This is a genomic window from Nonomuraea sp. NPDC004354 (assembly GCF_053602555.1).
The window spans coordinates 91,667-117,041 of the sequence record NZ_JBSGDV010000009.1; the positions used below are offsets into that span (position 1 = coordinate 91,667).

28 protein-coding genes are annotated in these 25,375 nt (G+C 71.2%); 18 read left to right on the forward strand and 10 right to left on the reverse strand.

All coding sequences use genetic code 11. The features are described from left to right. Positions 1-14: 14 nt before the first annotated feature. Positions 15-1,022, forward strand: a complete 1,008-nt coding sequence (locus tag ACWENQ_RS24565) for an alpha/beta fold hydrolase (protein WP_452416339.1) — start codon at positions 15-17, stop codon at positions 1,020-1,022. 22 nt (positions 1,023-1,044) lie between these two features. On the opposite strand, the gene ACWENQ_RS24570 is transcribed toward ACWENQ_RS24565, so the two are convergent. The 3 genes from ACWENQ_RS24570 to ACWENQ_RS24580 all read right to left on the reverse strand — a co-directional run bounded on the left by ACWENQ_RS24570 (position 1,045) and on the right by ACWENQ_RS24580 (position 3,319). Then, positions 1,045-1,917 carry an HAD family hydrolase gene (locus ACWENQ_RS24570; protein WP_354907813.1) on the reverse strand — a complete coding sequence of 291 codons (873 nt, stop codon included), beginning with the start codon at positions 1,915-1,917 and terminating at the stop codon, positions 1,045-1,047. 29 nt (positions 1,918-1,946) lie between these two features. Then, the gene (locus ACWENQ_RS24575) at positions 1,947-2,597 is read right to left on the reverse strand and encodes a DUF5667 domain-containing protein (RefSeq protein WP_449915268.1); all 651 of its coding nucleotides are present in this window, start codon (positions 2,595-2,597) and stop codon (positions 1,947-1,949) included. 71 nt (positions 2,598-2,668) lie between these two features. After that, positions 2,669-3,319 (reverse strand): sigma-70 family RNA polymerase sigma factor, encoded by a 651-nt coding sequence (locus ACWENQ_RS24580; protein WP_449915266.1) that lies wholly within the window; start codon positions 3,317-3,319, stop codon positions 2,669-2,671. 180 nt (positions 3,320-3,499) lie between these two features. Here ACWENQ_RS24580 and ACWENQ_RS24585 point away from each other — a divergent pair, with 180 nt between their 5' ends. Next, on the forward strand, positions 3,500-5,122 hold the full coding sequence (locus ACWENQ_RS24585) for an antibiotic biosynthesis monooxygenase (protein WP_452416340.1): 1,623 nt from the start codon (positions 3,500-3,502) through the stop codon (positions 5,120-5,122). Between the two features lie 45 nt (positions 5,123-5,167). On the opposite strand, the gene ACWENQ_RS24590 is transcribed toward ACWENQ_RS24585, so the two are convergent. Then, entirely contained in the window at positions 5,168-5,404 is a 237-nt protein-coding gene (locus ACWENQ_RS24590) for a glutaredoxin family protein (RefSeq protein WP_354907809.1), read from the reverse strand. Between the two features lie 101 nt (positions 5,405-5,505). Here ACWENQ_RS24590 and ACWENQ_RS24595 point away from each other — a divergent pair, with 101 nt between their 5' ends. The 6 genes from ACWENQ_RS24595 (at position 5,506) to ACWENQ_RS24620 (ending at position 11,657) form a co-directional block, all read left to right on the forward strand. Further along, positions 5,506-6,192, forward strand: coding sequence for a redox-sensing transcriptional repressor Rex (locus ACWENQ_RS24595; RefSeq protein ID WP_354907807.1), 687 nt, complete (start codon positions 5,506-5,508; stop codon positions 6,190-6,192). Further along, positions 6,189-7,445 (forward strand): glutamyl-tRNA reductase, encoded by a 1,257-nt coding sequence (locus tag ACWENQ_RS24600; RefSeq protein ID WP_452416341.1) that lies wholly within the window; start codon positions 6,189-6,191, stop codon positions 7,443-7,445. Before ACWENQ_RS24595 ends, ACWENQ_RS24600 begins: the two co-directional genes overlap by 4 nt. 23 nt (positions 7,446-7,468) lie before the next feature. Then, positions 7,469-8,341 (forward strand): hydroxymethylbilane synthase, encoded by an 873-nt coding sequence (gene hemC / locus ACWENQ_RS24605; protein ID WP_452416527.1) that lies wholly within the window; start codon positions 7,469-7,471, stop codon positions 8,339-8,341. After that, positions 8,338-9,882 carry a bifunctional uroporphyrinogen-III C-methyltransferase/uroporphyrinogen-III synthase gene (locus ACWENQ_RS24610; RefSeq protein ID WP_354907804.1) on the forward strand — a complete coding sequence of 515 codons (1,545 nt, stop codon included), beginning with the start codon at positions 8,338-8,340 and terminating at the stop codon, positions 9,880-9,882. The genes hemC and ACWENQ_RS24610 overlap by 4 nt, the downstream gene beginning before the upstream one ends. 32 nt (positions 9,883-9,914) lie before the next feature. After that, a complete protein-coding gene (gene hemB / locus ACWENQ_RS24615) occupies positions 9,915-10,898 on the forward strand; it encodes a porphobilinogen synthase (protein WP_354907802.1) in 984 nt (327 codons plus the stop codon). A gap of 132 nt (positions 10,899-11,030) precedes the next feature. Beyond that, positions 11,031-11,657: a bifunctional DNA primase/polymerase gene (locus ACWENQ_RS24620; RefSeq protein WP_449915257.1), complete on the forward strand. Its 627-nt coding sequence runs from the start codon at positions 11,031-11,033 to the stop codon at positions 11,655-11,657. Positions 11,658-11,694: 37 nt separating this feature from the next. Here ACWENQ_RS24620 and ACWENQ_RS24625 read toward each other — a convergent pair whose 3' ends face one another. After that, positions 11,695-12,321: a GAP family protein gene (locus tag ACWENQ_RS24625; RefSeq protein WP_354907800.1), complete on the reverse strand. Its 627-nt coding sequence runs from the start codon at positions 12,319-12,321 to the stop codon at positions 11,695-11,697. A gap of 234 nt (positions 12,322-12,555) precedes the next feature. Between ACWENQ_RS24625 and hemL the strand changes: the two genes are divergently transcribed. Beyond that, positions 12,556-13,845 (forward strand): glutamate-1-semialdehyde 2,1-aminomutase, encoded by a 1,290-nt coding sequence (gene hemL / locus ACWENQ_RS24630; RefSeq protein ID WP_354907798.1) that lies wholly within the window; start codon positions 12,556-12,558, stop codon positions 13,843-13,845. Between the two features lie 67 nt (positions 13,846-13,912). Here hemL and ACWENQ_RS24635 read toward each other — a convergent pair whose 3' ends face one another. Then, positions 13,913-14,806 carry an EamA family transporter gene (locus ACWENQ_RS24635; RefSeq protein WP_449915253.1) on the reverse strand — a complete coding sequence of 298 codons (894 nt, stop codon included), beginning with the start codon at positions 14,804-14,806 and terminating at the stop codon, positions 13,913-13,915. Between the two features lie 73 nt (positions 14,807-14,879). On the opposite strand from ACWENQ_RS24635, the gene ACWENQ_RS24640 reads away from it, so the two are divergent. Next, positions 14,880-15,797, forward strand: coding sequence for a LysR family transcriptional regulator (locus ACWENQ_RS24640; protein WP_452416342.1), 918 nt, complete (start codon positions 14,880-14,882; stop codon positions 15,795-15,797). Here the strand turns inward: ACWENQ_RS24640 and ACWENQ_RS24645 are convergent. Further along, positions 15,790-16,635 (reverse strand): EamA family transporter, encoded by an 846-nt coding sequence (locus ACWENQ_RS24645; RefSeq protein WP_449915250.1) that lies wholly within the window; start codon positions 16,633-16,635, stop codon positions 15,790-15,792. The genes ACWENQ_RS24640 and ACWENQ_RS24645 overlap by 8 nt on opposite strands. Positions 16,636-16,685: 50 nt before the next feature. On the opposite strand from ACWENQ_RS24645, the gene ACWENQ_RS24650 reads away from it, so the two are divergent. From ACWENQ_RS24650 to ccsA, 5 genes are read left to right on the forward strand one after another with little or no spacing between them, the layout of a single operon-like run. Continuing rightward, positions 16,686-17,318, forward strand: coding sequence for a histidine phosphatase family protein (locus ACWENQ_RS24650; protein ID WP_449915249.1), 633 nt, complete (start codon positions 16,686-16,688; stop codon positions 17,316-17,318). 56 nt (positions 17,319-17,374) lie between these two features. After that, positions 17,375-17,944, forward strand: coding sequence for a TlpA family protein disulfide reductase (locus tag ACWENQ_RS24655; protein ID WP_452416343.1), 570 nt, complete (start codon positions 17,375-17,377; stop codon positions 17,942-17,944). Next, on the forward strand, positions 17,937-18,659 hold the full coding sequence (locus ACWENQ_RS24660; protein ID WP_354907790.1) for a cytochrome c biogenesis CcdA family protein: 723 nt from the start codon (positions 17,937-17,939) through the stop codon (positions 18,657-18,659). Before ACWENQ_RS24655 ends, ACWENQ_RS24660 begins: the two co-directional genes overlap by 8 nt. Next, positions 18,659-20,215 carry a cytochrome c biogenesis protein ResB gene (gene resB, locus ACWENQ_RS24665; RefSeq protein WP_449915245.1) on the forward strand — a complete coding sequence of 519 codons (1,557 nt, stop codon included), beginning with the start codon at positions 18,659-18,661 and terminating at the stop codon, positions 20,213-20,215. Before ACWENQ_RS24660 ends, resB begins: the two co-directional genes overlap by 1 nt. Beyond that, positions 20,205-21,212 carry a cytochrome c biogenesis protein CcsA gene (gene ccsA / locus ACWENQ_RS24670; protein WP_449915242.1) on the forward strand — a complete coding sequence of 336 codons (1,008 nt, stop codon included), beginning with the start codon at positions 20,205-20,207 and terminating at the stop codon, positions 21,210-21,212. Before resB ends, ccsA begins: the two co-directional genes overlap by 11 nt. A 109-nt stretch (positions 21,213-21,321) precedes the next feature. Here the strand turns inward: ccsA and ACWENQ_RS24675 are convergent, their stop codons facing one another. Continuing rightward, the gene (locus ACWENQ_RS24675) at positions 21,322-21,621 is read right to left on the reverse strand and encodes a PLDc N-terminal domain-containing protein (protein ID WP_449915240.1); all 300 of its coding nucleotides are present in this window, start codon (positions 21,619-21,621) and stop codon (positions 21,322-21,324) included. Positions 21,622-21,887: 266 nt separating this feature from the next. On the opposite strand from ACWENQ_RS24675, the gene ACWENQ_RS24680 reads away from it, so the two are divergent. Then, positions 21,888-23,012: a hypothetical protein gene (locus tag ACWENQ_RS24680; RefSeq protein ID WP_452416345.1), complete on the forward strand. Its 1,125-nt coding sequence runs from the start codon at positions 21,888-21,890 to the stop codon at positions 23,010-23,012. A gap of 10 nt (positions 23,013-23,022) precedes the next feature. Then, positions 23,023-23,265 (forward strand): hypothetical protein, encoded by a 243-nt coding sequence (locus ACWENQ_RS24685; protein ID WP_354907784.1) that lies wholly within the window; start codon positions 23,023-23,025, stop codon positions 23,263-23,265. Positions 23,266-23,454: 189 nt separating this feature from the next. On the opposite strand, the gene ACWENQ_RS24690 is transcribed toward ACWENQ_RS24685, so the two are convergent. After that, positions 23,455-23,676 (reverse strand): BldC family transcriptional regulator, encoded by a 222-nt coding sequence (locus tag ACWENQ_RS24690; protein WP_354907783.1) that lies wholly within the window; start codon positions 23,674-23,676, stop codon positions 23,455-23,457. Between the two features lie 256 nt (positions 23,677-23,932). Here ACWENQ_RS24690 and ACWENQ_RS24695 point away from each other — a divergent pair, with 256 nt between their 5' ends. After that, positions 23,933-24,151 (forward strand): DUF4229 domain-containing protein, encoded by a 219-nt coding sequence (locus ACWENQ_RS24695; protein WP_354907782.1) that lies wholly within the window; start codon positions 23,933-23,935, stop codon positions 24,149-24,151. Here ACWENQ_RS24695 and ACWENQ_RS24700 read toward each other — a convergent pair. Continuing rightward, the gene (locus ACWENQ_RS24700) at positions 24,148-25,329 is read right to left on the reverse strand and encodes a hypothetical protein (RefSeq protein ID WP_449915235.1); all 1,182 of its coding nucleotides are present in this window, start codon (positions 25,327-25,329) and stop codon (positions 24,148-24,150) included. The two genes, ACWENQ_RS24695 and ACWENQ_RS24700, sit on opposite strands and share 4 nt — an antisense overlap. Between the last annotated feature and the right edge of the window lie 46 nt (positions 25,330-25,375).

Genomic DNA, 25,375 nt, shown 5'->3' on the forward strand with positions numbered 1-25,375 from the left:
GTTATCGTCTGCGCATGAGAGCGTGGACGATCGCGGCAGGGGTGCTGGCGGGTGTGGCCATCGGGGCGGTCGCGGCCCGCGGGCGGCGCGCCCCTCACCCGGTGACGGCGCGAGGACGGGCCCTCACCGTCACCACCCCTGACGGCGTACGGCTGGCCGTGGAGGTCGACGAGCCCGACGCTCCGGCGTACGCCGTCGTGTTCGCCCACGGCTGGGTGCTCACCAGGCACTCGTGGCACTTCCAGCGGGAGGCGCTGGCCGGACGCGCGATGCTCGTCGGCTACGACCAGCGGGGGCACGGCGACTCCGGCGAGGGACCCGCCGACCGCCGCACGATCGAGCAGCTCGGCGAGGACCTGCACGCCGTCATCGAGGCCGTCGTGCCTCCGGAGCTGCCCGTGGTGGTGGTCGGCCACTCGATGGGCGGGATGACGGTGATGGGCCTGGCCGCTTCGCGTCCCGCGCTGTTCGGCTCCCGCATCGTCGGCGCGGCGCTGGTCAGCACGTCGTCCGGCCGGCTGGGCGAGAGCACGTTCGGCCTGCGCGGCCCGCTGGGCAGGCTGGCGCCGCGGGTGACCCCCCTCGTCATGAACAGGCTGCGGGACTCCATGATCAACCCGATGACGACGCTGCCCGTCACCCGCTTTCTCGCCTTCGGCCCGCGCAGGGAGCACCTGCGCTTCGTCAACCGCATGATCGCCGGTACGCCGGCGGCGGTGATGGCGGGCTTCTTCCACGGCATGCTCGCCCACGACAAGCTGGCGGCGCTGCAGGCGCTGGCCTCGGTGGAGACGCTGGTGCTGGTCGGCGCGCTCGACCGGCTCACACCGCCGGAGCACAGCCGCAGGATCGCCGCGGCGCTGCCGTCGGCCAGGCTGGTGGTGGTGCCGGGAGCGGGGCACATGGTCGGGCTGGAGAACCCCACGGCGGTCAGCCTGGAGTTGGCCGCCCTGCTGGAACGCTGCGCCGCGCGACCGCCGGTTCCCGGGCCGCCCGAAGGCGCGGGTGCCGCCGCCCTGTGAGCCTCCCGCGTGGGGGCGGCGATCAGCCGGAGCGGTGCTGACGGCGCAGCGCGATGCCCGCGGCGATGCCGCCCGCGACGGCGCCCACCCCGGCCGCGATCGGCAGGGCGGTCAGCGTGGCCTTGCGCCCCGTGCGGAAGTCGCGGATCGGCCAGTTGTGCTTCTTGGCGTGCTCTCGCAGCTCCGAGTCGGGGTTGATGGCCACGGCCCGGCCGACCAGCGACAGCATCGGCAAGTCGTTGGCCGAGTCGCTGTAGGCGGTGCAGCGGGTCAGGTCGAGGCCCTCGCGGCGGGCCAGCGCCCGCACCGCCTCGGCCTTGGCGGGGCCGTGCAGCAGGTCGCCGACCAGGCGGCCGGTGTAGACGCCGTCCTGCGACTCGGCCACCGTGCCGAGGGCGCCGGTCAGGCCCAGCCGCTGGGCGATGACCCTGGCCAGCTCGACAGGGGTGGCGGTGACCAGCCAGACGCGCTGCCCGGCGTCGAGGTGCGACTGGGCCAGGGCCCGGGTGCCCGCCCAGATCCGGTCCGACATCGTCTCGTCGTAGATCTCCTCGCCGAGCCGTACGACGTCGTCGACCTTGCTGCCCGCGACGAAGGCCAGCGCGGTCTCGCGAGCCACCGCGATGTGCTCGGGGTTCTCGTTGCCGCGCAGCCGGAAGACCGCCTGGCCGACCGCGAACTTCAGCAGGTCGGACGTGGTGAACATGCCGCGCGTGGCGAGGCCGCGGGCGAAGTGGTAGATCGAGGCTCCGCGCATCATCGTGTTGTCGACGTCGAAGAAGGCCGCGGCCTGCATGTCGGGCTCGGGGGGAACGGTGGCCACCGCGGCGGCTGCCGCCACCTCGCCGGCAATCTCCGCCTCAGCCGCCCGATGCCGTCGTAGTAGCCGCCTCATAGCCCCTCAGCTTAACCGGGAAGTATTGACTAGCCGTTAGGCAGCCGCAGCCCGTCGATGTAGTCGAGGTAATCGTTGGCCTGCTGCTGGTCGACGTCGTTGAGCTGCTCCAGCATCGGGTCGACCTTCTCGTGCTGCTCGGCCACGAAGTCGTCGATCTTCGACTGGTCGCGGGGCACCGCCCGGTCCATCCGCTCGATCGCCGAGCGGGTGCTCTCCTCCATCTCCTGGAGCGTGGCGCCGACGTGCGGGCCGCCGCCGCCCGCGTCGAGCAGCGCCGCCAACTCCTCGGCCCGCTCGCTCGCGGCGTCGAGGGCGCCGCCCGCCTTGTCGGGGTTCAGCTCCATCACCGCGCCCTCCGCGGCCCGTTTGAGCGGGTAGAGCATGTCGCCCGGCACCGCGCGGTAGGTCACGATCGTCGACAGCGTCATCGCCGTCGCGAGGCCGGCCGCCAGCACAGGGGAGAGCCAGCGCAGCGATCCACGACGGCGCGCGGGCGGCGCCGCGGTGGCCGGTCCAGGCGCCAGGGTCTCGGACAGCAGCGTCTCGCGCAGCCTGGCTCTGAACGCGGGGTCGGGCCCGCCTCCCAGGGGGAGGTTCGCGCCGAGGTCGGTCAGCTGTCCGAGGAGGGCATCAGCGTCATGATCGGACAGCCGGCGATGGAATGGCGACCTACCCATGAACGCTCCCTGCCGCCCCCGCATGTCGATCCACTGGTGATACCTGCCTAACGACCTGCCGCGGGGTGAGGTTACGCCAGATCCGGCTTGAGAGCCCTGGCCAGCGATCGGATCGCTCGGAACTGCAGCGCTTTGATCGCTCCACTCTTCTTCCCCATGATCAGTGCGGTCTCCGCCAGTGACAGGCCGTGCAGGAACCTCAGGACCACGCACTCCTGCTGCTCGGGATTGAGCTCCCGTACGGCGCGCAGCACGCGGTCGTTGATGATCGCCGTGACGACGGCGTTCTCAGGGATGTGCTCGCCGTCGACGGGGACGTCGAGCACCTCCGCCGTGGTGACCTCGAGGCGGTAGCGACCGGACTTGAAATGATCGGTGACCAGGTTCCGGGCGATGGTCACGAGCCAGGCGCCGAAGTCACGACCCTGCCAGGTGAAGTCGGTGATTCGGCGAAGCGCGCGCAGGAAGGTCTCGCTGGTGAGATCCTCGGCGAGGGGATGGGAGCCGACTCTGAAGTAGATGTACCGGTAGACGAGGTCGAGATAGCGGTCATAGAGCGTTCCGAAAGCGTCGTTGTCGCCGGCTTTGGCCCGTAAGACCAGTGCGCGCAGCTCATTGTGATCGGTGTCCGGCACGTCTTCACGTACAGCAAGCTCGCCCGTCCGGGCTCCTCCGAGTGCGGAGGAGGGAAGTAGCCCGGCGAACGACCACGAGTCAGGCATCCGGTATCCCTAGGGGTAAGGGGTGCGGCGTGCTCGAACACTCTAGAAATCAACTGGAAATTCCACAATCCGCACAGGGTGCGTCATGGCTACCAGTAACCGGCGGATACCGTGTGGACCGACCCGCTTCCCTCTTCGGCTACCGGTTGGGAGGTAATGTCCGGCAGCATTGGGGGCACCATGGAACTCCTCGTCGCAGTGATCGCGTTCGCCGGTGCCCTCCTCGCCGGGATCGCCGCGTTCGCCCTGGTACGCCGTTTTCAGGAAGACCGTGACGGCTGGCTGATCGCCTGGACCGTGGCCGCGATCGCCTTGTGCCTCTCGCTCGCCGCCGTCGGGCTCGGCACGCTGCAGACCTTCGGGCCGCTCACCTTCCGGCTCTACCAGCTGTTCGGGGCGCTGCTGGCGCCGCTGTGGCTGGCCATCGGCCTCGTCCAGCTGCTGGCGGAGAAGGGCAGGGCCAGCTTCGCCACCTGGCTGCTGGGCATCGCCGTCACCATCGTCTCCGGCTACATCCTGATCCTCGACCCCGTGATCGAGGAGGCCAAGCTCAAGAACACGGTCCTGCCGTCCGGCAGCCTGCACTGGGGTCTGGTCGCCGGATCGGTCCTGACGGGCGTCCACGCGCTCGTCGTCCTGGTGATGCTCGGCTGCCTGGTGATGGCGGGCCTGCGCTGGCGCAAGGGCGACGAGTACGACACCGACAACCTGCACGCCAGCCTGGTCGTCGGGCCCAGCGCCATCGCGCTGGTCGGCGCCGTGCGGTTCAGCGTGCCGGCGGTCTTCACCGTCGCGCTGCTCGTCGTGGCCGCGGCCGGTGTCTGGTACTCCGTGCTGCGCCCGCTGGCGCCGTACGAGGACGAGGAGGAGGGCGAGATCGCCGAGGAGCAGTGGGAGTCCCGTCCCGCCGGCCGCAGGGCCGCGAGGGAGCCCGCCGTGCCGCCGCCGGCCGTCCAGCAACCGGCGGTCCAGCAGCCGGCCGTCCAGCAACCGGCGCAGCCCCGCAGGTCGGGTCTCGGCGATCTGGTCGCCGAGTACCGCGCCGGCGAGCAGGAGGTCGACTACGCCGCCCGCATGGATCCCTTCGCCTCGGGTCCTGCCACCGGCACGTTCATGTCCAACGGGACCGACGGCCGCTACGGCCAGCTCCCGCCCAGCGGCCCCCAGGGCGGTCACCACGCGGCCACCCCGGCCGGCTCCCACGCGAGCCCGCACACCGGCCCGCACTCCTTGCCGGGCGGCCACGCGAGCCCGCACACCGGCCCGCACTCCATGCCGGGCGGCCATCCGCCGGAGACCGGCATGTTCGGCGTGCCCGAGGGCCTGGCGGCGGCATCACCCGGCTACGGGGGGCACGCCCGCGAGCCCGAGTACAGCATGCCCGCCACCGGCGCCGTCTACCCCGGCGCCGAGATCCCCGGCTTCTCGACCGGCTCCACCACGGTTCCCGCCGGCGGCGGTTCGCGGCCCTCGCCGAGCATCTACGGCCTGCTGACCGTGTTCACGATCATGGACGGCTCCGGCGAGGCCTTCGACCGGCTGGCCGAGCAGACCGTGGAGGCCGTCCGGCGCAGCGAGCCCGACACGCTGGTCTACGCCTGCCACGCGGTCAAGTCGGCCCCGCTGCAGCGCATCGTCTACGAGCTGTACCGCGACGAGGTCGCCTACGCCGACCACCAGCGCCAGCCCCACATGGAGCGCTTCCTGACCGATCGCCAGTCGATGGTGCTGGCCACCAACGTCATCGAGCTCAGTGTCAACGCGGCCAAGGTCGTGCCGCTGCCGACCGCCTTCCAGGTCTGAGGCGGGCCGTCCGCACAGGTCAGCCGGACAGGTCAGCCGGACAGGTCAGGCGGACAGGGCCGCGCGCAGGCGCTCCTCGGAGACCCGCCAGAAGTCGTGCTGCACCCCGTCGACGAGAGTGACGGGAATCATCTCCCAGTACTTCTCGGTCAGTTCGGGCGAGGAGTTGATGTCGACCTCCTCCCACGGGACGCCCGTGTCCGCCGCCACCCTGGCGATGATCGCGCGGGCGTCGTCGCACAGGTGGCAGCCTGGCTTGCCCAGCAATGTGATGCGGTGCATCCCCTCAGCCTAGCCACGACTTTGTGCGTCGGTTCACAAAGGGATTAATCTGAAAGGCGGCCCGATTACTGATACCACAGCCCAAGGAGCCTCGGCACGTGATGCGTCAGTCCCAACCGCGTGACCGCGGCATCCCCGAGGCGACGGTGGCCAGACTCCCCCTGTACCTGCGCGCCCTCAACGGGATGGCCGAGCGCGGCATCGCGACGGTGAGCTCGGAGGACCTGGCGGCCGCGGCGGGCGTCAACTCGGCCAAGCTGCGCAAGGACCTGTCACACCTCGGCTCCTACGGCACCCGCGGCGTAGGCTACGACGTGGAGTATCTCGTCTACCAGATCTCGAGGGAGCTCGGTCTCACCCAGGACTGGGCCGTCGCGATCGTCGGAGTCGGTAACCTCGGCCGGGCGCTCGCCAACTACGGGGGCTTCGTCTCCAGGGGTTTCCGCGTCGCCGCGCTGCTCGACGCCGACCCCGAAATCGTGGGCGACGACATAGCGGGGTTGAATGTTGAGCACATCGACGAGCTGGAAGCCGTCATCAAGAGGCGTGGGGTGTCGATCGTCGTGCTGGCCACCCCGGCGGCCGCGGCGCAGGAGTTGTGCGACCGCGTGGTCGCGGCGGGGGTGACCAGCATCCTGAACTTCGCCCCTGTCGTGCTCTCTGTGCCTGACACTGTCGATGTCCGTAAGGTCGACCTGTCGATCGAGCTGCAGATCCTCGCGTTCCATGAGCAACGCAAAGCGGATCGGATGAGTGGGGGGCCGTTGATGGCCGTGGACAGCCAGTGAGCGTTCTTGCGATCGGACTGAGTCACCGGACCGCTCCGGTGTCGCTGCTCGAGCGCGTGTCGGTGTCCGGCGACGCGCTGGTCAAGCTGATGCAGGACGTTCACAGGGAGGTGAACGTCGCCGAGGTCATGGTGATGTCGACCTGCAACAGGGTCGAGGTCTACACCGCGGTGGACAGGTTCCACGCGGCCGTGACCGCCGTCACCACCCTCCTGTCCACGCACTCGGGCGTCCCCGTCGACGAGCTGACCCCGCACCTCTACGTGCACTACGAGGACCGCGCGGTCGAGCACCTGTTCACCGTCGCCGCCGGCCTCGACTCCATGGTCGTCGGCGAGGGCCAGATCCTCGGCCAGACCCGCCAGGCGCTGCGGCTCGCCCAGGAGCAGGGCACCGTCGGCGCGACCCTGAACGAGCTGGCCCAGCAGGCGCTGCGCGTCGGCAAGCGGGCCCACGCCGAGACGGGCATCGACCGCGCGGGCGCCTCGCTCGTCACCGCGGGCCTGTCCTTCGCGGGTGACCTGACCGGCAGGCGCGCCCTGGTCGTCGGCGCCGGCGCGATGAGCGGCCTGGCCGTCGCCACGCTGGCGCGGGTCGGCATCACCGACGTCGTGGTCGCCAACCGCACCTACGACAAGGCCGTACGGCTGGCCGAGTCGGTCGGCGGCAGGGCCGTGCAGCTGTCGGAGGTCTCCCGCGAGATCGGCGACGCCGACCTCGTCATCTCCTGCACGGGCGCGGGACACCACGTCATCACGCCCGACATGGTCGAGGGCCCGGCCTTCCTGCTGGACCTCGCGATGCCGCACGACATCGACCCCGCCGTCCGCGCCGTCGACGGCGTCACCCTGGTCGACCTGGAGACGATCCAGCGGTCCGGTGTCGGCGCCGGCGAGCGCGACGCGGTCGAGGCGGTCCGGCGGCTGGTCGCCCAGGAACTCGAGGCGTTCCTGTCGGCCGAGCGCGCCGCCCGCGTCACCCCGACGGTGGTGGCGCTGCGCAGCAAGGCGGCCGACGTCGTCGAGGCCGAGCTCGGCAGGCTGATGATGCGCCTGCCCCACCTGGACGGCCGGGCCCGCGACGAGGTGGCGCAGACCGTCAGGCGCGTGGTCGACAAGCTGCTCCACGAGCCGACCGTGCGTGTCAAGCAGCTCGCGGCCTCGCCCGCGGGCGATCATTATGCCGAGGCTCTGCGCGAGCTGTTCGATCTCGATCCCACGGTGCCCGAAGCCGTGAGAGGGGTGGACCTGTGAAGCTCGGCACCCGCCGCAGCCTGATGGCGACGACCCAGTCGCAGATGGTCGCCGACCTCTACACGGAGAAGACCGGCCAGGCCATCGAGCTGGTCGGCATCACGACGTTCGGCGACGTGTCCAAGGCCCAGCTGTCGCAGCTCGGCGGCACCGGCGTGTTCGTCAGCGCCCTGCGTGACAAGCTCGTCACGGGCGAGGTCGACTTCGCCGTCCACTCGCTCAAGGACCTGCCGACCAAGCAGGACCCCCGCTTCGTGGTCGCGGCGCTGCCGGCGCGCCACGACGTCCGCGACGCGCTGGTGGGCCGGACGAAGTTCGCCGACCTGGCGCCCGGCGCCAAGGTCGGCACCGGGTCGCCCCGGCGCATCGCGATGCTGCGCGCCCTGCGCGACGACCTCGACTACGTGCCGATCCGCGGCAACGCCGACACGCGCATCGGCAAGGTCACCTCGGGCGAGCTCGACGCGGTCGTTCTGGCCGCCGCGGGCCTGACCCGCATCGGCAGGGTGTCCGAGATCTCCCAGATCTTCGAGGTCGAGGAGATGCTGCCTGCTCCCGGTCAGGGCGCTTTGGCCGTAGAGTGCCTCTCGACCAGGTCTGACCTGGTCGACTTCCTCAGCGTGCTCGACGACCCGCGGACCAGGTCCGCGGTGACGGCCGAGCGCGCGGTGCTGTCCGCTCTCGAGGCGGGATGCTCGGCCCCGGTCGGCGCGTTCGCCCTCGACGACGGGCACACGCTGAATTTGACCGCGACGGTCGTCGCCCTCGACGGCCGGGAAGCGGTGCGCAAGTCCGCCGCCGGTTCTCCTTCGGAGGCCATGGAGCTGGGCCGCGATCTCGCGGCCACCATGATCGCTGAGGGGGCCGACAGATTGATGGGGGAGCAGTCCCATTGAGCCCCGATAGTCCGACCGCTGCTTTCGTCGCCTTCGTGGGCGCGGGTCCAGGCGACGCAGGCCTGCTCACGCTCCGTGGCGCCGAACTCCTGGGCAAGGCCGACGCCGTCGTCCTCGACCAGGAGGCCTTCGGCCCTCTTCTCAAGCACTGCAAGGAAGGCGTCGAGGTCGTCCAGGACGACTTCGTCAAGCGCGCCAAGGCAGGGCAGCTCGTCGTACGGCTGTGCGAGGGCGATCCGATGCTGTTCTCCTCGATCACCGAGGAGGTCGCGGCGTGCGCCGCGGCCGAGGTGGACTTCGAGATCGTGCCCGGTGTCCCGCCCGCCACGGCCGTGCTCGCCTACGCGGGCATCCCGCCCGCCTCCGACGTCCCCGAGTTCAGGATCGTCGACGCCGCGCAGGAGCAGGACTGGGCCGCCCACGCCGCGTGCGCGGGCACGCTGGTCATCTACAACGGGATCGAGCAGGCCGTCGCGATCGGCAAGGCGCTGATCGCCAACGGCAAGCCCGACTCCACGCCCGTCGCGGTGAGCAGCGCCGGCACCACGACCGAGCAGTTCACCGTCGCCACCACGCTGGGCCGGCTGCAGCCCGACCTCAAGCACGCCGGGTTCACCGAGCCCGCGCTCATCGTGGTCGGCGAGGCGGTCGGCCTGCGCGACAGGCTGTCGTGGTTCGAGACCAAGCCGCTGTTCGGCTGGCGCGTGCTGGTGCCGCGCACCAAGGAGCAGGCCGCGGGCCTGTCGGAGCAGCTGCGTTCCTACGGCGCGGTGCCGGAGGAGGTGCCGACCATCTCGGTCGAGCCGCCGCGCACCCCGCAGCAGATGGACCGCGCGATCAAGGGCCTGGTCACGGGCCGCTACGAGTGGGTCGCCTTCACCAGCGCCAACGCCGTCAAGGCGGTGCGGGAGAAGTTCGAGGAGTACGGCCTGGACGCCCGCGCCTTCGCCGGGCTCAAGGTCGCCGCCGTGGGCGAGGCCACCTCGCGCGCTCTGGTCGACTTCGGCGTCAAGCCCGACCTGCTGCCCTCGGGCGAGCAGTCCTCCGAGGGTCTGGTCGCCGAGTGGCCGCCGTACGACTCGATGCTCGACCCGATCAACAGGGTCCTGCTCCCGCGCGCCGACATCTCCACCGACACGCTGGTGGCCGGGCTGACGGAGCTGGGCTGGGAGTGCGACGACGTCACGGCCTACCGCACCGTCCGCGCCGCGCCGCCGCCCGCGCCGATCCGCGAGGCGATCAAGGGCGGCGGGTTCGACGCCGTCCTGTTCACCTCGTCCTCGACGGTGCGCAACCTGGTCGGCATCGCCGGCAAGCCGCACAACGTCACGGTGATCGCGGTCATCGGCCCGCAGACCGCCAAGACGGCCGAGGAGTTCGGGCTGCGCGTCGACGTGATGGCCGACAAGCCGTCGGCTTCGGCCCTGGCCGCCGCGCTGGCCGAGTACGGTCGTAAGCAGAGGCAGGCGGCGCTGGAGGCGGGCGACGTCCCGCGCAGGCCGTCGCAGAACCGCAGGGGAGCGCGCAGGCGCGCCAAGTAACCCCGTCCCCGGGGGCACGTGTGAGGAGAGTCATGACCGCCGAGTTCCCCGCCGCCCGACCGCGGCGGCTGCGCCGTACCCCCGCGCTGCGGAGGATGGTGTCCGGCACGCGGCTGCATCCGGCCGATCTGATCCTTCCGCTGTTCGTCAAGGAGGGCATCACCGAGCCGCAGCCCGTCGGCTCGATGCCGGGCGTGGTCCAGCACACCCGCGAGTCGCTGCGCAAGGCCGTCCACGAGGCGGCCGAGGTGGGCCTCGGCGGGGTGATGCTGTTCGGGGTCCCCGCGGTCAAGGACTCCTACGGCACGGCCGCCGACGACCCCGACGGCATCACCCAGCAGGCGCTGCGTGACGTGGTGTCCGAGGTGGGCGACGCGCTGGTGGTCATGGCCGACACCTGCCTCGACGAGGTCACCGACCACGGCCACTGCGGCATCCTGACGCCCGAGGGCGAGGTCGACAACGACGCCACGCTCGACCGCTACGTCTCCATGGCCGTCGCCCAGGCCCGCGCCGGCTCCCAGATGATCTCGCCGAGCGGCATGATGGACGGCCAGGTCGGCGCGATCAGGTCCGGGCTCGACGCGGCGGGCTTCGCCCAGGTGCCGATCATGGCCTACTCGGCCAAGTACGCCTCCGCCTTCTACGGGCCCTTCCGCGAGGCCGTCGAGATGCCGAAGAACTTCGGCGACCGCAAGGCCTACCAGCAGGACCCGGCCGGGCCCGTCGGGGAGGGCCTGCGCGAGGTCCGCCTCGACGTCGCCGAGGGCGCCGACATCGTCATGGTCAAGCCCGCCCTCCCCTACCTCGACATCCTGCGCGAGGTGCGCGACACGGTCGAGGTGCCGGTGGCCGCCTACCAGGTCAGCGGCGAGTACGCGATGGTGGAGGCGGCGGCGGCCAACGGCTGGATCGACCGCGACCGCGCGATCATGGAGTCGCTGGTCGCGATCCGACGCGCCGGGGCCGACCTGATCCTCACGTACTGGGCGACGGAAGTGGCGCGACGCATCTGAGCAGAGGGGTTTCCCGTCGGGTCATGGGACCTATGCGTTAGAGTGCGAGGACAAGTGCTGGTGTGTCCCTTGTGAAGCCGTCTCGAGTGCCCGGGGACCTCTCTCAGGCACGGACTCGAACGGGGAGACACCATGGTGGGGGTACCACTCGCTCGGCGTACCAAAAAGCGGACGCGCCCGACCCGGGTCGAATCGGTCCTGCAGTACGCGGCCCTCGGCTGGGCGAGCGTGCCGGGCGCCCATCCGCTGCGCCGGGGGGCCCGCGCCTGTTCGTGCGACCGGATCGGCTGTCCGGATCCCGGTGCCCATCCGCTCTCGCCCGCCTGGTCCTTGCAGGCCACGACGGACACGACGCAGCTGACCCGCTGGTGGCAGCGCGAGCCCGAGGCCAACGTGATCCTGCCCACCGGCCGCGTGTTCGACGTCTTCGACGTACCGCTCACGGCGGGCCTCACCGCGCTGTCCCGCATGGACGCCGCCGACTTCCACTCCGGCCCGGTCGCCTCTCACGGCGACCGGGTGCTCTTTTATGTGGCCACCCGCGGCAATCCCGAGGACGAGGACGAGTGGTGGACGTGCAGCCTCGACGTCGCGCCCACCTCGATCGACGAGACGCCCGGCCTGCGGTGGCACTGCCGCGACAGCTACGTCCTGGCCCCGCCCTCCACCATGGCCGGCGGCCAGCCCGTGTCCTGGCTGCGGCCTCCCGACGGGCGTCCCCTTCCCGACCCGCTCCGCGTGCTCGACTGGCTCGTCTGATCCCGGGCCGCCCGCCCGAAGCCGTCCTCCGGGGGTCTCACACGATGAGGAGGACGAAGATGCCGCAGACGATGATGTTGATCAGCCAGCCGTGGGTGTCCATCCAGCTCCGCACCTTGGGCATGACGGCCGTGGCCCGGTGCCGGAACAGCAGGTAGGCCAGCAGCGGCAGCGCCGCGATCAGGAGCGTCACCAGCAGGAACGGCACCGCCGCGCGCAGCGGGGCGTGGTTCTGCTGCAGGTTCACGCCGACGGTGAGCATCGCCACGATGTCGGTCGGCATCAACAGCACGAGCAGCAGCGCGGTGGTGAACGCCTTGCGCGGACCGGTCTCCAGCAGCTTGTCGAGCCATTTGGGCGGCTTGGAGGTCGCCCGTCCCAGGTAGCTCTTGAGCGCGATGGCGACCAGGAGGGCGACCAGGACGATCTGGATGATCCAGCCCAGCGATCCCTTGTCGTGGGGGTCGCCCAGCGGGATCGCGCCGTCGAGCAGGGCGGCGAGCCAGCGGGTCAGCATCACTCCGACGGTCGCGGCGAGCGCGATGCCGACCAGGTAGGCGAGGGAGACCCGCACCGCGTACCGGTGCATGACCAGGACGATCGCCGTCATGATCTGCGGACCCGCCATCATGGTGACGGCCAGGGGCAGGATTTGCAGGTTCATGGGCGTCTTCCGTCGTAGCGTTGCTGGCCGTCCGGTCGGCATGGCCGGAGAGCCGGCCCCTCCCGGCTCCGGCGCACGCTCATCACCACTCCGTCACTCCCCGTGCGTACCTGAGATACCCCGCCTCCTTTGCGCCTTCCCCCAAATGCCCATAAAGCGGACTTGACTCCGTGTCCGTGCCACCAGGTGAGGGCCACGCAAGGGGGGAGGGTCCCTGACCGTAGGCTGGGACGCGTGAGCCGTACACAGAACTCAGAGGACCTCTTCGAGCGAGCCCGCGCCATCGTGCCCGGGGGCGTCAACTCCCCGGTGAGAGCGTTCGGCGCCGTCGGCGGCACGCCCCGTTTCATGGCCTCAGGCCAGGGCCCCTACATCACCGACGTCGACGGCAACCGCTACGTCGACCTGGTCTGCTCGTGGGGCCCGATGATCCTCGGCCACCGCCACCCCGCCGTCGTCGAGGCCGTCTCCGGCGCGCTCCAGCACGGCCTGTCGTACGGCACCGCCACCCCCGGCGAGGTCGAGCTGGCCGAGGAGATCGTCTCCAGGGTCGCTCCCGTGGAGAAGGTGCGCCTGGTCAGCTCGGGCACCGAGGCGACCATGAGCGCCGTACGGCTGGCCCGCGGCTTCACCGGGCGTTCCAAGGTCGTCAAGTTCGCCGGCTGCTACCACGGCCACGTCGACGCGCTGCTCGCCTCGGCCGGTTCGGGCGTGGTCACCTTCGGCCTGCCCGACACGCCTGGTGTCACGGGCGCGGCGGCGGCCGACACGATCGTCCTGCCGTACAACGACCTGGCGGCGGTCGAGGAGGCCTTCCGCACGGGCGAGATCGCCTGCGTGATCACCGAGGCGTGCCCGGCCAACATGGGCGTGGTGCCGCCGCTGCCCGGTTTCAACCGGCGGCTCAAGGAGCTGTGCGCGGCCAACGGCGCCCTGCTCATCCTCGACGAGGTGCTGACGGGCTTCAGGGTGTCCAGGGCCGGCTGGTACGGTCTCGACCCCGTCGACGCCGATCTCATGACGTTCGGCAAGGTCATGGGTGGCGGCCTGCCCGCGGCGGCGTTCGGCGGCCGGGCGGACGTCATGGCCAACCTGGCGCCCGAGGGCCCCGTCTACCAGGCGGGCACGCTGTCGGGCAACCCGCTGGCGTGCGCGGCCGGTCTGGCCACGCTGCGCGGCCTCGACGACGACGCCTACGCCAGGGTGGACGCCGCCGCCGCGGCGGTCTCGCTCGCGGCGACGAAGGCGCTGGAGGCGGCGGGCGTCCCGCACCGGCTGCAGAGCGCGGGCAGCCTCTTCTCGATCTTCTTCACCGATCGGGAGGTGACGGACTTCGCCGCGGCCCAGACGCAGAACACCAAGGCGTACACGGCGTTCTTCCACTCGATGCTCGACCAGGGCGTCTACCTGCCGCCGTCGGCGTACGAGGCGTGGTTCCTGTCGGCGGCGCACGACGAGGAGGCGCTGGGGCTGATCGTCGAGGCGCTGCCCGCGGCGGCGCAGGCGGCGGCCCAGGCGGGCTGACCCCCGCCCTCAGGGGCCGCTGCCCGCGGCGGCGCAGGCGGCGGCCCAGGCGGGCTGACCCCCGCCCTCAGGGGCGGCCCGCGGTGACGGGTTCGGGGAGGGAGCGGTCCGGCCGGCGCGCCGCGCGCGGCCGGGTGCCCGCGTAGAGCGCGCCGGACACGATGAGCACCCCGGCCGCCAGCTTGAGCCACGAGATGCTCTCCCCCGTCACCAGCGCCGCCGACGACAGCCCGAAGACGGGGACGAGCAGCGTGTACGGCGCGACCGTCGAGGCGTCGTAGCGCCGCAGCAGCCAGCCCCACAGCCCGAACCCGCCGAGGGTCGAGACGAAGGCCACGTAGGCCAGCGACGCCACGCCCTCCCACGCGAAGGTCAGCCGCGGCACGCCCTCCACGGCCAGCGACAGCAGCAGCAGCGGCGGCGCCGACAGCGCGCTGACCCACACCATGAAGCGCAGCGGGTCCGGCGGCGCGGCCTTGCGCTGGATGACGGTGCCCAGGCCCCAGGCGGCCGCGGCTCCCACGCACATCAGGAACGCGCCGACCGGCCCTCCGGAGCCGAAGTCGACGGCCACGACGGCCAGCCCGGCGAAGGCGACGGCGAGACCCGTGATCCGGCGCGCGCCTGGCCGCTCGCCGAGCAGGACCGCCGCGAAGACCACGACGAACAGCGCCTGTGTCTGCAGCACCAGCGAGGACAGTCCCGGTGGCATCCCCGCCCGCATGCCGACGAGCAGCAGGCCGAACTGCCCGACGCCGACCGAGGCCGCCACGCCGGCGATCCACCGCCAGCCCACGGTGGGCCGGCCCACCAGCAGCATCGCCGGAAAGGCCGCGAGGGTGAACCGGAGCGCCGCGTAGAGCAGGGGCGGGAAGTGCCGCAGACCGACCTCCATGACGACGAAGTTGAACCCCCACACGGCGGCGAGGCCGACAGCGAGCAATACATGCCGCAAACGCATGCACCCATGCTCACAAGGGACGACTCTTGAGCACAAGCGACATCTTCTACGGTGAAAGGTTTAGAATGGCTACATGCTCGACCTCAACCGGCTGAAGGCGCTGCACGCCGTCCACGTCTACGGGTCGGTGGGCGCCGCCGCCGACGCCCTGATGGTGACGCCGTCCGCCGTCTCGCAGCAGCTGGCCAAGCTGGAGCGGGAGACGGGCGCGACCCTGCTCGAACGCAACGGCAGAGGGGTGAAGCTCACCGACGCCGCGGGCCTGCTGGCCGAGCACGCCGAGCGCATCCTGGCCCTGGTCGAGACCGCCGAGGCCGACTTCGAGGCGCTGCGCGGCGCGGTCGTCGGCAAGCTGGCCGTGAGCGCGTTCCCGACAGCGGCCAGAGGGCTGATGCCGCGCGCGCTGTCCCTGCTCAAGCAGCGCCATCCCGACCTGGCGGTGTACCTGACCGAGCGCGAGCCCGAGCGGCAGATCAGGGAGGTCGCCAGGGGCGAGCTCGACCTCGTGGTCGCGCAGGACTGGATGAACCGGCCGCTGGCCATCCCCGAGGGGCTGTCGCGGGCGACGCTGCTCGACGACATCGCCGACGTCGCCATGCCCGCCGCCCACCCGCTGGCCGCCGGCAAGGAGGTGGAGCTGGCCCAGCTGTGCGGAGAGCGGTGGATCAGCACCGCGCCCGGCACGATCTGCCACGACTGGCTGGTGTTCACGCTGCGCAGCGCCGAGCTGGAGCCGGAGATCACCTGCATGGCCGACGAGTACCCGACCCAGCTCGCGCTGGTCGAGGCGGGCCTCGGCTGCGCGATCGTGCCCAGGCTCGGCAGGGTCCACATCCCCGCGGGAGTGCGGATGGTGCCCATCAGGCCCAGGCAGACCCGCCGCATCTACGCGCTGTGGCGCACCGACGCGGCCCGGCGGCCCGCCATCCGCGCCGCCGTCGACGCGCTCATGCACGCCAGCAGGGAGCTGGAGACCGGCTGGATCAGCTGATCGCGATCGCGACCATCCCGCCGAGGATGACGCCCGCGGCGACCAGCCTGCGGCCGAGGTCCCCCTCGGCCAGCAGCCGCCCGCCCATGACCACCGCGATCAGCACGCTCACCTCCCGCATCGGCGCGACCACGCTGACCGGCGCCAGCTGGAAGGCGAACAACGCCAGCAGGTACGACAGCGGCACCAGCGCGGCCGCCCCCAGCACCTTCGGCCAGTGCTGCCGCCACACCTGCGCGACCAGCCGCCACCGCCCGCCGACGACGACGAGCGGCGTGATCGCCAGCATCCTGAACATCTCGCCGAGATAGATCAGCACCATCGGGACGACCGCGAACTCCTTGACCATCTGGGCGTCCCACACCGTGTAGGCGGCGATGAACGTGCCCGTCATCAGCCCGAACAGCAGCCCCTTGACGTCGCCCGCGCCGCCCCCGCTGAGCAGGAACACCCCCACGCCCACCAGCAGGATGCCCGCGATGCCGAGATGGGTCGGGTGCTCGCCGAGGAACACCACCGCCACGGCGCTTGCCAGCATCGGCCCCGTGCCCCTGGCCACCGGGTAGACCACCGACAGGTCGCCGTGCCGGTAGCCGCGCTGGAGCAGCACGAAGTAGGCCAGGTGCAGCGCCGTGCTGACACAGATCAGCGGCACCACCCGCCACGACGGCACGGCGCCGGAGACCAGGGCGGCGGGCGTCCACAACACGGTCGAGGCGGCGGCGACCAGCCACAGGAAGACCACGGAGTCGGCCTTGGCCGCCTGCTTGCTCAACAGGTTCCATCCGGCGTGGGAGACGGCGGCGACCAGGACAAGGGCGAGTGCGAGGGGGTTCACACCTCCACTGTCGCAGCCGGATCGACAGGAACGGATAGGGTGGGGCCACCATGGCTGAGACGACCGTCGTTCACCTGCTGCGACACGGCGAGGTGCACAACCCCGAAGGCATCCTGTACGGCAGGCTGCCCGGCTACCGCCTCTCGGAGACCGGCCGCCTGATGGCCGAGACGGTCGCCAAGGCCGTGGCCGACCGCGACATCGTCCGCATCTACAGCTCCCCGCTCCAACGGGCGCGCGAGACCGCCGCCCCGCTGGCCGAGAAGCTGGGGATCGAGGTCACCGTCGACGACCGGCTGATCGAGGCCGGCAACGTGCTCGAAGGCCGCAAGATCGCCCGCCTGATGAGGAGCCCCGGCAACTACCGCCACTTCTGGCATCCCGGCCGGCCCTCGTGGGGCGAGCCGTACGTCGAGGTCGTGGCACGGATGCGCGGCATGGTCGAAAGCGCGCGCGCCGAGGCGCGCGGTCACGAGGCGGTGCTGGTCAGCCACCAGCTGCCGATCTGGATGATCAGGACGGCGGCCGAGGGCCGCCGGCTGTGGCACGACCCGCGCCGCCGCCAGTGCGCCCTGGCCAGCCTCACGACCTTCACCTTCGAGGGAGACAGGCTCGTCAGCGTCGGCTACAGCGAGCCCGCCGCCGCGCTCGTCAAGAGCGGCCCCAGCGTCCCGGGCGCCTGACCGCGCCGGTAGAGTGGCAAGCTCTACCGGCTGTAGTACAAGGAGATCACTCTCCCGTGCGCGCGAAACCCCACGCCCTCGCCTTCCTGGCCCTGCTCGCCGTCGCCGGCTGCGCGGGGAGTCCGGGCGGCCAGCCGCAGGCGGGCGACACCAGGTTCGTCGCGGGCGACGGCAAGGTGACCGTGTTCCCCGCGGCCGACCGCAAGCAGGCGCCCGCGGTCGAGGGCACGACCCTCGACGGCGGCAAGGTCTCGCTCGCGGCCTACAAGGGCAAGGTCGTGGTGCTCAACTTCTGGGCATCGTGGTGCGGCCCGTGCCGGGCCGAGGCGCCGGTGCTCAAGGACATCTACGCCAAGACCAAGACCGGCGGCGTGGAGTTCGTCGGCATCGACTTCAAGGACCGCCAGGCCGACGCGCTGGCCTTCGAGCGCACCGAGCAGCCCGGCTACCCCAGCATCTTCGACCAGCCCGGCAAGGTGGCGCTGGCGTTCCAGGGCACCGTGCCGCCCGCCGCGATCCCCTCCACGCTCGTCATCGACGAGCAGGGCAGGGTGGCGGCCAGGGCGCTCGGCGCGGTCAAGTACAACGACCTGCTCAAGGCCGTGACCCAGGTGCGCGATGAGTGACGTCGTCGCCTCGGGCTCGCTGCTGCTCGCCATACCGATCGCGGTGCTGGCCGGGCTGGTGTCGTTCCTGTCGCCGTGCGTGCTTCCGCTGGTGCCGGGCTACCTGTCGTACGTGACGGGCATGAGCGCCGACCCCAGGCGCGGCCGGCTGGTGCTCGGCACGGCGCTGTTCGTGGCCGGCTTCGCGGCGGTGTTCGTCGCGGGCGGCGCGCTGTTCGGCGGCCTCGGCTCGGCCCTGTACGGCAGCGCCGACGTCATCACGCGCGTCGTCGGCGTGCTGACGATCGTGCTCGGTCTGGCCTTCCTCGGCGTCATCCCCGGGCTCATGCGCGACGTGCGCATCCACCGGGTGCCCAGCGCGGGGCTCGCGGGCGCGCCGCTGCTCGGCGTGGTGTTCGGCCTCGGCTGGACGCCGTGCATCGGCCCCACGCTCGCCGTCGTCCTCTCCCTCGGCTACACCGAGGGCAGCGCCGCGCGGGGCGCCTTCCTCGCCGTGGCGTACGCGCTCGGGCTCGGACTGCCGTTCGTGGTCGCCGCCCTGGCCTACAGCAGGGCGCTGCGCACCTTCAGCGCCATCCGCAAGCACTCGCGCCTCATCACCAGGATCGGCGGCGGCATGCTCGTCACGGTCGGCCTCCTGCTCGTCACCGGGCTGTGGGGGCAGATCATCGCGGGCATGCAGACGTGGATCGGCGGATTCGAGCCGGTGATCTGATGGCGATCGACGAACTGCGGACGCAGGCGCCCCGACCGGCCAAGCTCGGCCCGGTCGGCTGGCTGCGCTGGTTCTGGCGCACGCTCACCTCGATGAAGACCGCGCTGATCCTGCTGTTCCTGTTCGCGCTGGCCTCCATCCCCGGCTCGCTGGTGCCGCAGCGCTCGGTCGAGCCCGACAAGGTCGCGCTGATCTACCAGAACGACCCGGCCCTCGCCGAGTGGTACGACCGCCTCCACCTGTTCGACGTCTTCACCGCCCCCTGGTTCGCGGCCATCTACCTGCTGCTGTTCACCTCGCTGATCGGCTGCGTCATCCCGCGCACCACGACCTACCTGAAGGAGCTGCGCCGCAAGCCGCCGACGGCCCCGAAGAACCTGTCGCGCCTGCCGCACCACGCCGTGGTCGAGGGCCCGCTCGAGGTCGAGGAGGCGGCCCGGAGGCTGCGCAAGCTGCGTTTCAGGGTGGCCACGGGCCCCGGCTGGGTGTCGGCGGAGAAGGGCTACCTGCGCGAGACCGGCAACCTGCTCTTCCACGTGGCCCTGCTCGGGCTGCTGGTCGCCGTGGGCATCGGCTCCCTGTACGGCTACCGCGGCAACGTCCTGGTCGTCGAGGGCGACGGGTTCGCCAACACCGTGGCCGCCTACGACCGCTACATGCCGGGCAACCGCGTCTCGGCCGAATCGCTGGAGCCGTTCTCCTTCACGCTGAAGGACTTCCAGGCCTCCTACCAGGTCGCCGGCGCCAAGCGCGGGCAGGAGCTCGACTACACCGCCAGGCTGTCGGTGCAGGACTCGCCGGCCGCGCCCGCGCGCGACTACGACCTCAAGGTCAACGAGCCGCTCGACGTCAACGGCACGCTCACCTACCTGATCGGCCACGGCTACGCGCCCGTCTTCAAGGTGACCGACGGCAAGGGGCAGGTGGCCTTCGAGGGGCCGGTGCCGTGCCTCATCGAGCAGAAGGCGACGCTGACCTCCGGCTGCGTGATCAAGGTGCCCGACGCCCAGCCCACCCAGCTCGGCTTCCTGCTCACCTTCCTGCCGACCAGCGTGCAGCTGGGCGACGGCAGCCACGTCTCGGCCTTCCCCGGCGCCGCCAGGCCGGAGGTGAAGATCCTCGGCGCGTTCTCGGGCGACCTGGGCGTGCGCTCGGGCAAGCCGCAGTCGGTGTACGAACTGGCCCCGCCCGAGGTCATGAAGAAGCTGACCCCCCTCGTCATGGGGTCGAAGGCGCCGCCGCCGCTCGCCGTCGGCGCGTCCTTCGACCTGCCGGGCGGCGTGGGGAAGATCGAGTTCACCGGCGTGAAGGAGTGGATGACGCTCCAGATCGCGCACGACCCGGGACGCATGCCCGCGCTGCTGGCCTCCGCGCTCGCGACCGTCGCCCTGGTCCTGTCGCTGATGATCCGCCGCCGCCGCGTCTTCGTCCGGATCAAGGACGGCGCCGCGGACGTGGGCGGGCTGACGCGCACGGAAGGGTCGGCCGCGGGATTCGCCGACGAGTTCGCCGACATCGTCAAGGTCCTATCCGCAGGAGAGAAGGATGTCCGCTGACCAACTGGCAGGACTGAGCGACGACCTGGTCCTCGCCACCGTGCTGCTCTACCTGGCCTCCATGATCGGGTTCGCTCTCGAGCTCGCCTTCGGCAGGGCCCGCACCAACACGGGCGCCACCTCGATCACCCTCACCGAGGACGGCGTCACCGAGGACGCGCCCGCCGTCGCCGCGAAGGCGACGGTCGCGGTGGGGACGGCCGGCGGTGGCGGCGTGGCCGAGGCCGCGGGCGGCGGCGCCGTCGTCGTCAGCCCGCCCGAGCCGCCGTCGTGGGCGCCCAAGGCGGGCATGGTCGCGATCGTCCTCGGCTGGCTCGGCTGGGCCGCCAACCTGGGCTCCCTCGTCACCCGCGGCCTGGCCGTCGACCGGTGGCCGTGGGGCAACATGTACGAGTTCGTGGTCGCCATCTGCTTCGCCGCGGTGACCGCCTTCCTCGTGACCCAGCTGCGCGGCAACGTCCGCTTCCTCGGCGCGTTCGTCATGGTGACATCGGCGCTGGGGCTCGGCTTCGCGGTCATCTGGCTGCACGTGCAGGCGGGGCCCGTCGTCCCCGCGCTCGACTCCTACTGGATCGCCATCCACGTCTCCGCCGCGGTCATCGCCAGCGGACTGTTCATCGTGGCAGGCGTCTCCGGCATCCTCTACCTCATCCGCAAGGACGGCTTCTCCCGCCTGCCCACGCGCGACGACCTGGAGCGGGTCGCCCACCAGGCGATCGTGCTGTCCTTCCCGATCTGGACCTTCGCCGTCATCGCCGGCGCGCTGTGGGCCGACAAGGCGTGGGGCCGCTACTGGGGCTGGGACCCCAAGGAGGTCTGGGCGTTCATCACCTGGATCGCCTACGCGGCCTACCTGCACGCCCGCGCGACCGCGGGCTGGCGGGGACGCGCCGTCACGATCGTGCAGCTGGTGGCCTTCGTGTGCCTGCTGTTCAACCTGGTCGGCGTCAACATCTTCCTCGGCGGCCTGCACAGCTACGCCGACGTCGGCAACTGACGCCCTTCCTTGCGGGCAGGCGGCGGTCCACCGTTCCGGGGGTCACCGCCTGCCGTCCGTGCCGTGCACTCCGGCGGGTCCTCGGTGACCCGCCGTCTCTTCGGAACGGTCAGTCGTCGTCGCGCAGGCGGCGGTCGAGGTCGCGCAGGAAGTCGGGGTCGTCGTCGGGGCCGCGGGGCGCCTCACCCCTGTCCGTGGCGGAACGGCCGGGCAGCTGGAACGGGCGTGACCGCGTCGGACGGCCGAGCAGCAACCAGAACACGCTGCCGACCAGCGGGACGAGGACCACGATGAGCACCCACAGGATCTTCGGCAGGTTCCTGGACTCCTCGTCGGGAGTCGTGATGACGTCGAACAACGAGTAGAGCCAGAAGGCCAGCATCGCCAGTCCGATTAGCACGCCAGGCATGCCCGTACTGTAGGCCATGGATCGCGTGATCGTGTCCGCGCGCTCTCCCATATCGGGTGACTCGGGAAGATCCCCGTCGTACCGTGGTACCTGTTTCTCCGGCGGTCTTTCCCGGCAGTCCGACCCAGGAGGCGCCACCGGGCATCGCCCGGCGACTGCACGTCTCGATGTTCCCGCGCGGGGCCGGCGCGGGAGAGTTGGCACCGCGGCGCGCCGCTGCGGGGCGAGGGCACGGAGCCATGGCTCCGACGTCGTGAAGAGGTGCGATGGCCTTGTCTGACGATCGGCGGACCGGCGACAGGGGCCGCCATCGACGGGGCAGCCGGTGGTGGCGGCGGGGTTCGTACCTGTCGTCGCGGCGTTCGGACGGTCCCCGCGAGTCGTTCTGGGGCGGTGACAGGGCGGAGCGCCCCCTGGAGGAGCCCGACAGCCGTCCCGAGCGCCGCCGCCCGTCCTGGTGGCCCGCCGAGCGCGGCACGGGATCCCCTGAGCACGGCGCGGGGTTCTCCGGGCGCGACACGGGATCCTCTGAGCGTGGCGCGGCGGCCTCAGCGGGTTCTCCCGCGTACGGCAGGCCGGCCGACAGCCCCCGCGCGGGCGACGGGCGGGCAGGAGCGCACCCCTACGCCGGACGGCTGGAGAAGGAACGCGACGACGGCTACCGGGCCGACTTCAGGGGCGAGCGGTACGCCGCCTCCGTGCTCGACCGGCCCCAGTACACCTGGCAGGACTTCGAGCTCGTCGACGACCGCCCCAGGGCCCAGCCCAACCGGCCCGACCTGCCGCCCCAGGGAGACGGGCTGGCCCACTGCGGGCGGCTCGAAGCCATCCTGCACCGCCAGTGGGACGCCAGGCAGGGCCCTCCCTCGGCCGACGCCGTCCGGGCCGTCGAGAGCCTCGCCAGGCTGCCCGAGCGGCTGAAGGACCTGCTCGCCGAGAAGCTGGAGGGCATCTACGTCGGTGCGGGCGGCGTCCCGGACCTCGACGACATGGGATACCTGCGGGGAGCGCCGCTGCCGTCGGGACGGGCGACGTGGGACATCTGCGCCGGAGCGTACGGCGACCGCAAGATCGTCGTGGGGGACCGGCCCTCACCCACACCTGACGTGATGATGCACGAGGTCGGCCACGCGATCGACGACGTCGACGCTCCGTACGACGATTGGGTGTCGGACTCGCCGGAGTTCGTGGCACTCTACGAGCAGGCCGAACCTCTCCTGGCCTCGTCCTTCCACCGGCAGGGCGGCGGGCTCGGACGCAAGGAGTTCTTCGCGGACGCCTTCGCGGCGATCGCCTCGCGTCAGCGTCCGGCCCTGGTCGACATGCTCGGCGGCGACACGCGGACGGCGCTCGACGTCATGTTGTTCTTCAACCGGCGCTACGGAATCTAGGTGATCGACCATGTACGTGATCCGGCTCGCTGACGGAACCCTGCGCGTGCCGGAGAGCCTGACCAGCGAGGACGGCCGTCTCATCGGCAACGCCTACGTCGAGGTGGCGCCCGGCGACCCCGACTACGAACGATGGCTGGCCGAGTCGCTGACCGAGGAGGAACTGGCCGAGCGGCGCCGGCGGTGGGAGGAGGAGAACGACGACCTGGAGCGCGCGTTCCTCGCCTTCAAGTCCGAGCAGGAGGACGTCTGACGGCGGGGGAGCGCATCACGACTCGACCCTTGGACCGTGCGACATGACGGCGGCCGGACGCGCTGGAGCGGCTTGGAGGACCGGTCTCGGCCCGCCGCGCTCGCGGCCCTGCTCGCCGTACGGCTGAGCGCCCTGTCGGGTGACCCTGCGTGTTCCGGGTTGCACGCGCAGGATCACCGTTGACGGACGTCAGACGCGCGGGGACTCGCCTGCGGGCCGGTCGGCCGTAAGGGCGTCCTCGCCACGAAGAAGGGCGTGTACTTCCGACTCGCGGAAGCGACGGTGCCCTCCGGGGGTCCGGATGCTACTGATGCGGCCTGCCGCGGCCCAGCGCGTCACCGTCTTCGGGTCTACCCGGAAGAGGGCGGCGACCTCTCCCGGCGTCAGCAGACGCTCGCTGCTACTCTCCACCAATCTCTCCCCCTCGCATCCCGCTTCCTGCCAGCGGGCGGACAGGTACCCAGTGTGTCGAGCGAAGCCTGATTTATCCGTGCTTTTGACAAAGATCACGGGTTGTTATAGGCCAACTGCCCGATTGTTATATGATAGAGCCTCTTTGGGGCTCTCGTGGGTGTTTCTTTACGAAAGCGCCTAACTGTGAACACTAGCAGCGCTCGCGCCTGGTGCGTAGAGCGACCAGCCGCAGGGGCCGAGTAACCTCGGAGCTGTGCGTCCCGTTCTCGTTTACACCGCGTCGCGGATCGGCCTGTTTGTCGTGACCCTGGGTGTGCTGTACCTGTTGAACGTGCGGAACCCGCTGATGCTGATCGCCGTGGCGTTCGTCATCAGCGGGATTGCCAGCTACGTCCTGCTCTCCAAGCAGCGTGACGCCATGAGCGCACGCATCAGCGACAAGGTCGACCGGCCGAAGCCGGAGGCCGACTAGGGCAGGGGGAACATGCCAATCCGGGCATGGTACTCCCGTCCGAGTCGCGTCGTGTCGCTACCAACGAGTAGTCCGTCCTTGTGCGCCAGAAATGCCTTGACTCCGATCCCGCGCTCCCGGCCAGGATTCCAGCTGAGCGCCTTTCCTGAGACGGGGTGAATGGCCGCGATCCCCTCGCGCGGCACCGCCCCCGGTCCGGCCGAGTCGTGCCCCCGCGGATTGTTCATCCAGCGCTGGTGGCCCCCCACGTAGACGGCGGCGCCCGTCACGGCCACCGAATAGAGCGAATCGCCCCCGGTGTGGTTGACCCAGGTGGGCTTGACCCGGTCGCCCCTGGCGTAGGTCTCGAACCTGGACGCGCTGTCGCAGAGCTTGCGCGCGCCGCCGTAGCCGCCGGTCGTGACGACGACGAAGTAGCTGCCGTCGGGGGCGGCGTCGAGCCCCCTGACGTAGGACGGGAAGACGTCCCTGCAGGCCGGCGCGTAGGCGTCGGTGCGCCAGTCGGCCACCTTCGCCCGCGCCGCGCCGACGTCGATGACGCCCAGCTGGGGCCTGGGCAGGCCGTTCAGAGTGGTGAAGCTGCCGTCGACGATCAGCCGGTCGCGGGTCAGGGCCAGCGCGTGCACCTTGACCTGGGGCGTGCGCGCGGCGCCCGGTGTGATGGCGAACGTGGGGTCGGCCGCGCCCGTCGTGGCGTCGAGCCTGGCCAGGGCCACGCGCGGGCGGGTGAAGTCGCCGCCGGCGTACAGCTTCGAGCCGCTCCTGGCCAGCGTCGTGACCTGGCCGCCCCTCACCTGCGGATCGAAGTCCTCCACGGCCGAGCCGTCGGACACGCTGAGCCTGAGGAGGCCGGAGCCGCCGACGTACACGGTGTCGTCCTCGCCGGGGGCCAGCGCGTAGACGGGGTCGTCCAGCGACGGGGCGAACTCGGGCAGGATCGCGCCCGTGCGCACGTTGTAGGCGAAGAGATTGTCACGTTCCACGACGAAGGTCCGGCTCGAGTCGCTCACCTCGGAGAAGGCGCCGCCGACGATGACCGTGTCGCCGACCAGGGTGATGGCATTGACGATGCCGTCGAGGACGTGAGGCGTGGTGTCGACCGGATTGGTGGCCACCACGCGGGTGTGTGCGACCGGGGTGACGGCGACGAGCGCCGCGAGGGCGGTTCGGACAAGCATTCGCCAAGTCTTAGCACACTCTGGGTAATCGAGGTGCTACTTCCGG

What these genes read in the sequence shown, in the direction of transcription:
- ACWENQ_RS24565 (WP_452416339.1), top strand. Translation starts at nt 15, where the DNA reads ATGAGAGCGTGGACGATCGCGGCAGGGGTGCTGGCGGGTGTGGCCATC.
- ACWENQ_RS24570 (WP_354907813.1), bottom strand. Translation starts at nt 1,917, where the DNA reads ATGAGGCGGCTACTACGACGGCATCGGGCGGCTGAGGCGGAGATTGCC.
- ACWENQ_RS24575 (WP_449915268.1), bottom strand. Translation starts at nt 2,597, where the DNA reads ATGGGTAGGTCGCCATTCCATCGCCGGCTGTCCGATCATGACGCTGAT.
- ACWENQ_RS24580 (WP_449915266.1), bottom strand. Translation starts at nt 3,319, where the DNA reads ATGCCTGACTCGTGGTCGTTCGCCGGGCTACTTCCCTCCTCCGCACTC.
- ACWENQ_RS24585 (WP_452416340.1), top strand. Translation starts at nt 3,500, where the DNA reads ATGGAACTCCTCGTCGCAGTGATCGCGTTCGCCGGTGCCCTCCTCGCC.
- ACWENQ_RS24590 (WP_354907809.1), bottom strand. Translation starts at nt 5,404, where the DNA reads ATGCACCGCATCACATTGCTGGGCAAGCCAGGCTGCCACCTGTGCGAC.
- ACWENQ_RS24595 (WP_354907807.1), top strand. Translation starts at nt 5,506, where the DNA reads ATGCGTCAGTCCCAACCGCGTGACCGCGGCATCCCCGAGGCGACGGTG.
- hemC (WP_452416527.1), top strand. Translation starts at nt 7,469, where the DNA reads ATGGCGACGACCCAGTCGCAGATGGTCGCCGACCTCTACACGGAGAAG.
- hemB (WP_354907802.1), top strand. Translation starts at nt 9,915, where the DNA reads ATGACCGCCGAGTTCCCCGCCGCCCGACCGCGGCGGCTGCGCCGTACC.
- ACWENQ_RS24620 (WP_449915257.1), top strand. Translation starts at nt 11,031, where the DNA reads ATGGTGGGGGTACCACTCGCTCGGCGTACCAAAAAGCGGACGCGCCCG.
- ACWENQ_RS24625 (WP_354907800.1), bottom strand. Translation starts at nt 12,321, where the DNA reads ATGAACCTGCAAATCCTGCCCCTGGCCGTCACCATGATGGCGGGTCCG.
- ACWENQ_RS24635 (WP_449915253.1), bottom strand. Translation starts at nt 14,806, where the DNA reads ATGCGTTTGCGGCATGTATTGCTCGCTGTCGGCCTCGCCGCCGTGTGG.
- ACWENQ_RS24640 (WP_452416342.1), top strand. Translation starts at nt 14,880, where the DNA reads ATGCTCGACCTCAACCGGCTGAAGGCGCTGCACGCCGTCCACGTCTAC.
- ACWENQ_RS24650 (WP_449915249.1), top strand. Translation starts at nt 16,686, where the DNA reads ATGGCTGAGACGACCGTCGTTCACCTGCTGCGACACGGCGAGGTGCAC.
- ACWENQ_RS24660 (WP_354907790.1), top strand. Translation starts at nt 17,937, where the DNA reads ATGAGTGACGTCGTCGCCTCGGGCTCGCTGCTGCTCGCCATACCGATC.
- resB (WP_449915245.1), top strand. Translation starts at nt 18,659, where the DNA reads ATGGCGATCGACGAACTGCGGACGCAGGCGCCCCGACCGGCCAAGCTC.
- ccsA (WP_449915242.1), top strand. Translation starts at nt 20,205, where the DNA reads ATGTCCGCTGACCAACTGGCAGGACTGAGCGACGACCTGGTCCTCGCC.
- ACWENQ_RS24675 (WP_449915240.1), bottom strand. Translation starts at nt 21,621, where the DNA reads ATGCCTGGCGTGCTAATCGGACTGGCGATGCTGGCCTTCTGGCTCTAC.
- ACWENQ_RS24680 (WP_452416345.1), top strand. Translation starts at nt 21,888, where the DNA reads ATGGCCTTGTCTGACGATCGGCGGACCGGCGACAGGGGCCGCCATCGA.
- ACWENQ_RS24685 (WP_354907784.1), top strand. Translation starts at nt 23,023, where the DNA reads ATGTACGTGATCCGGCTCGCTGACGGAACCCTGCGCGTGCCGGAGAGC.
- ACWENQ_RS24700 (WP_449915235.1), bottom strand. Translation starts at nt 25,329, where the DNA reads ATGCTTGTCCGAACCGCCCTCGCGGCGCTCGTCGCCGTCACCCCGGTC.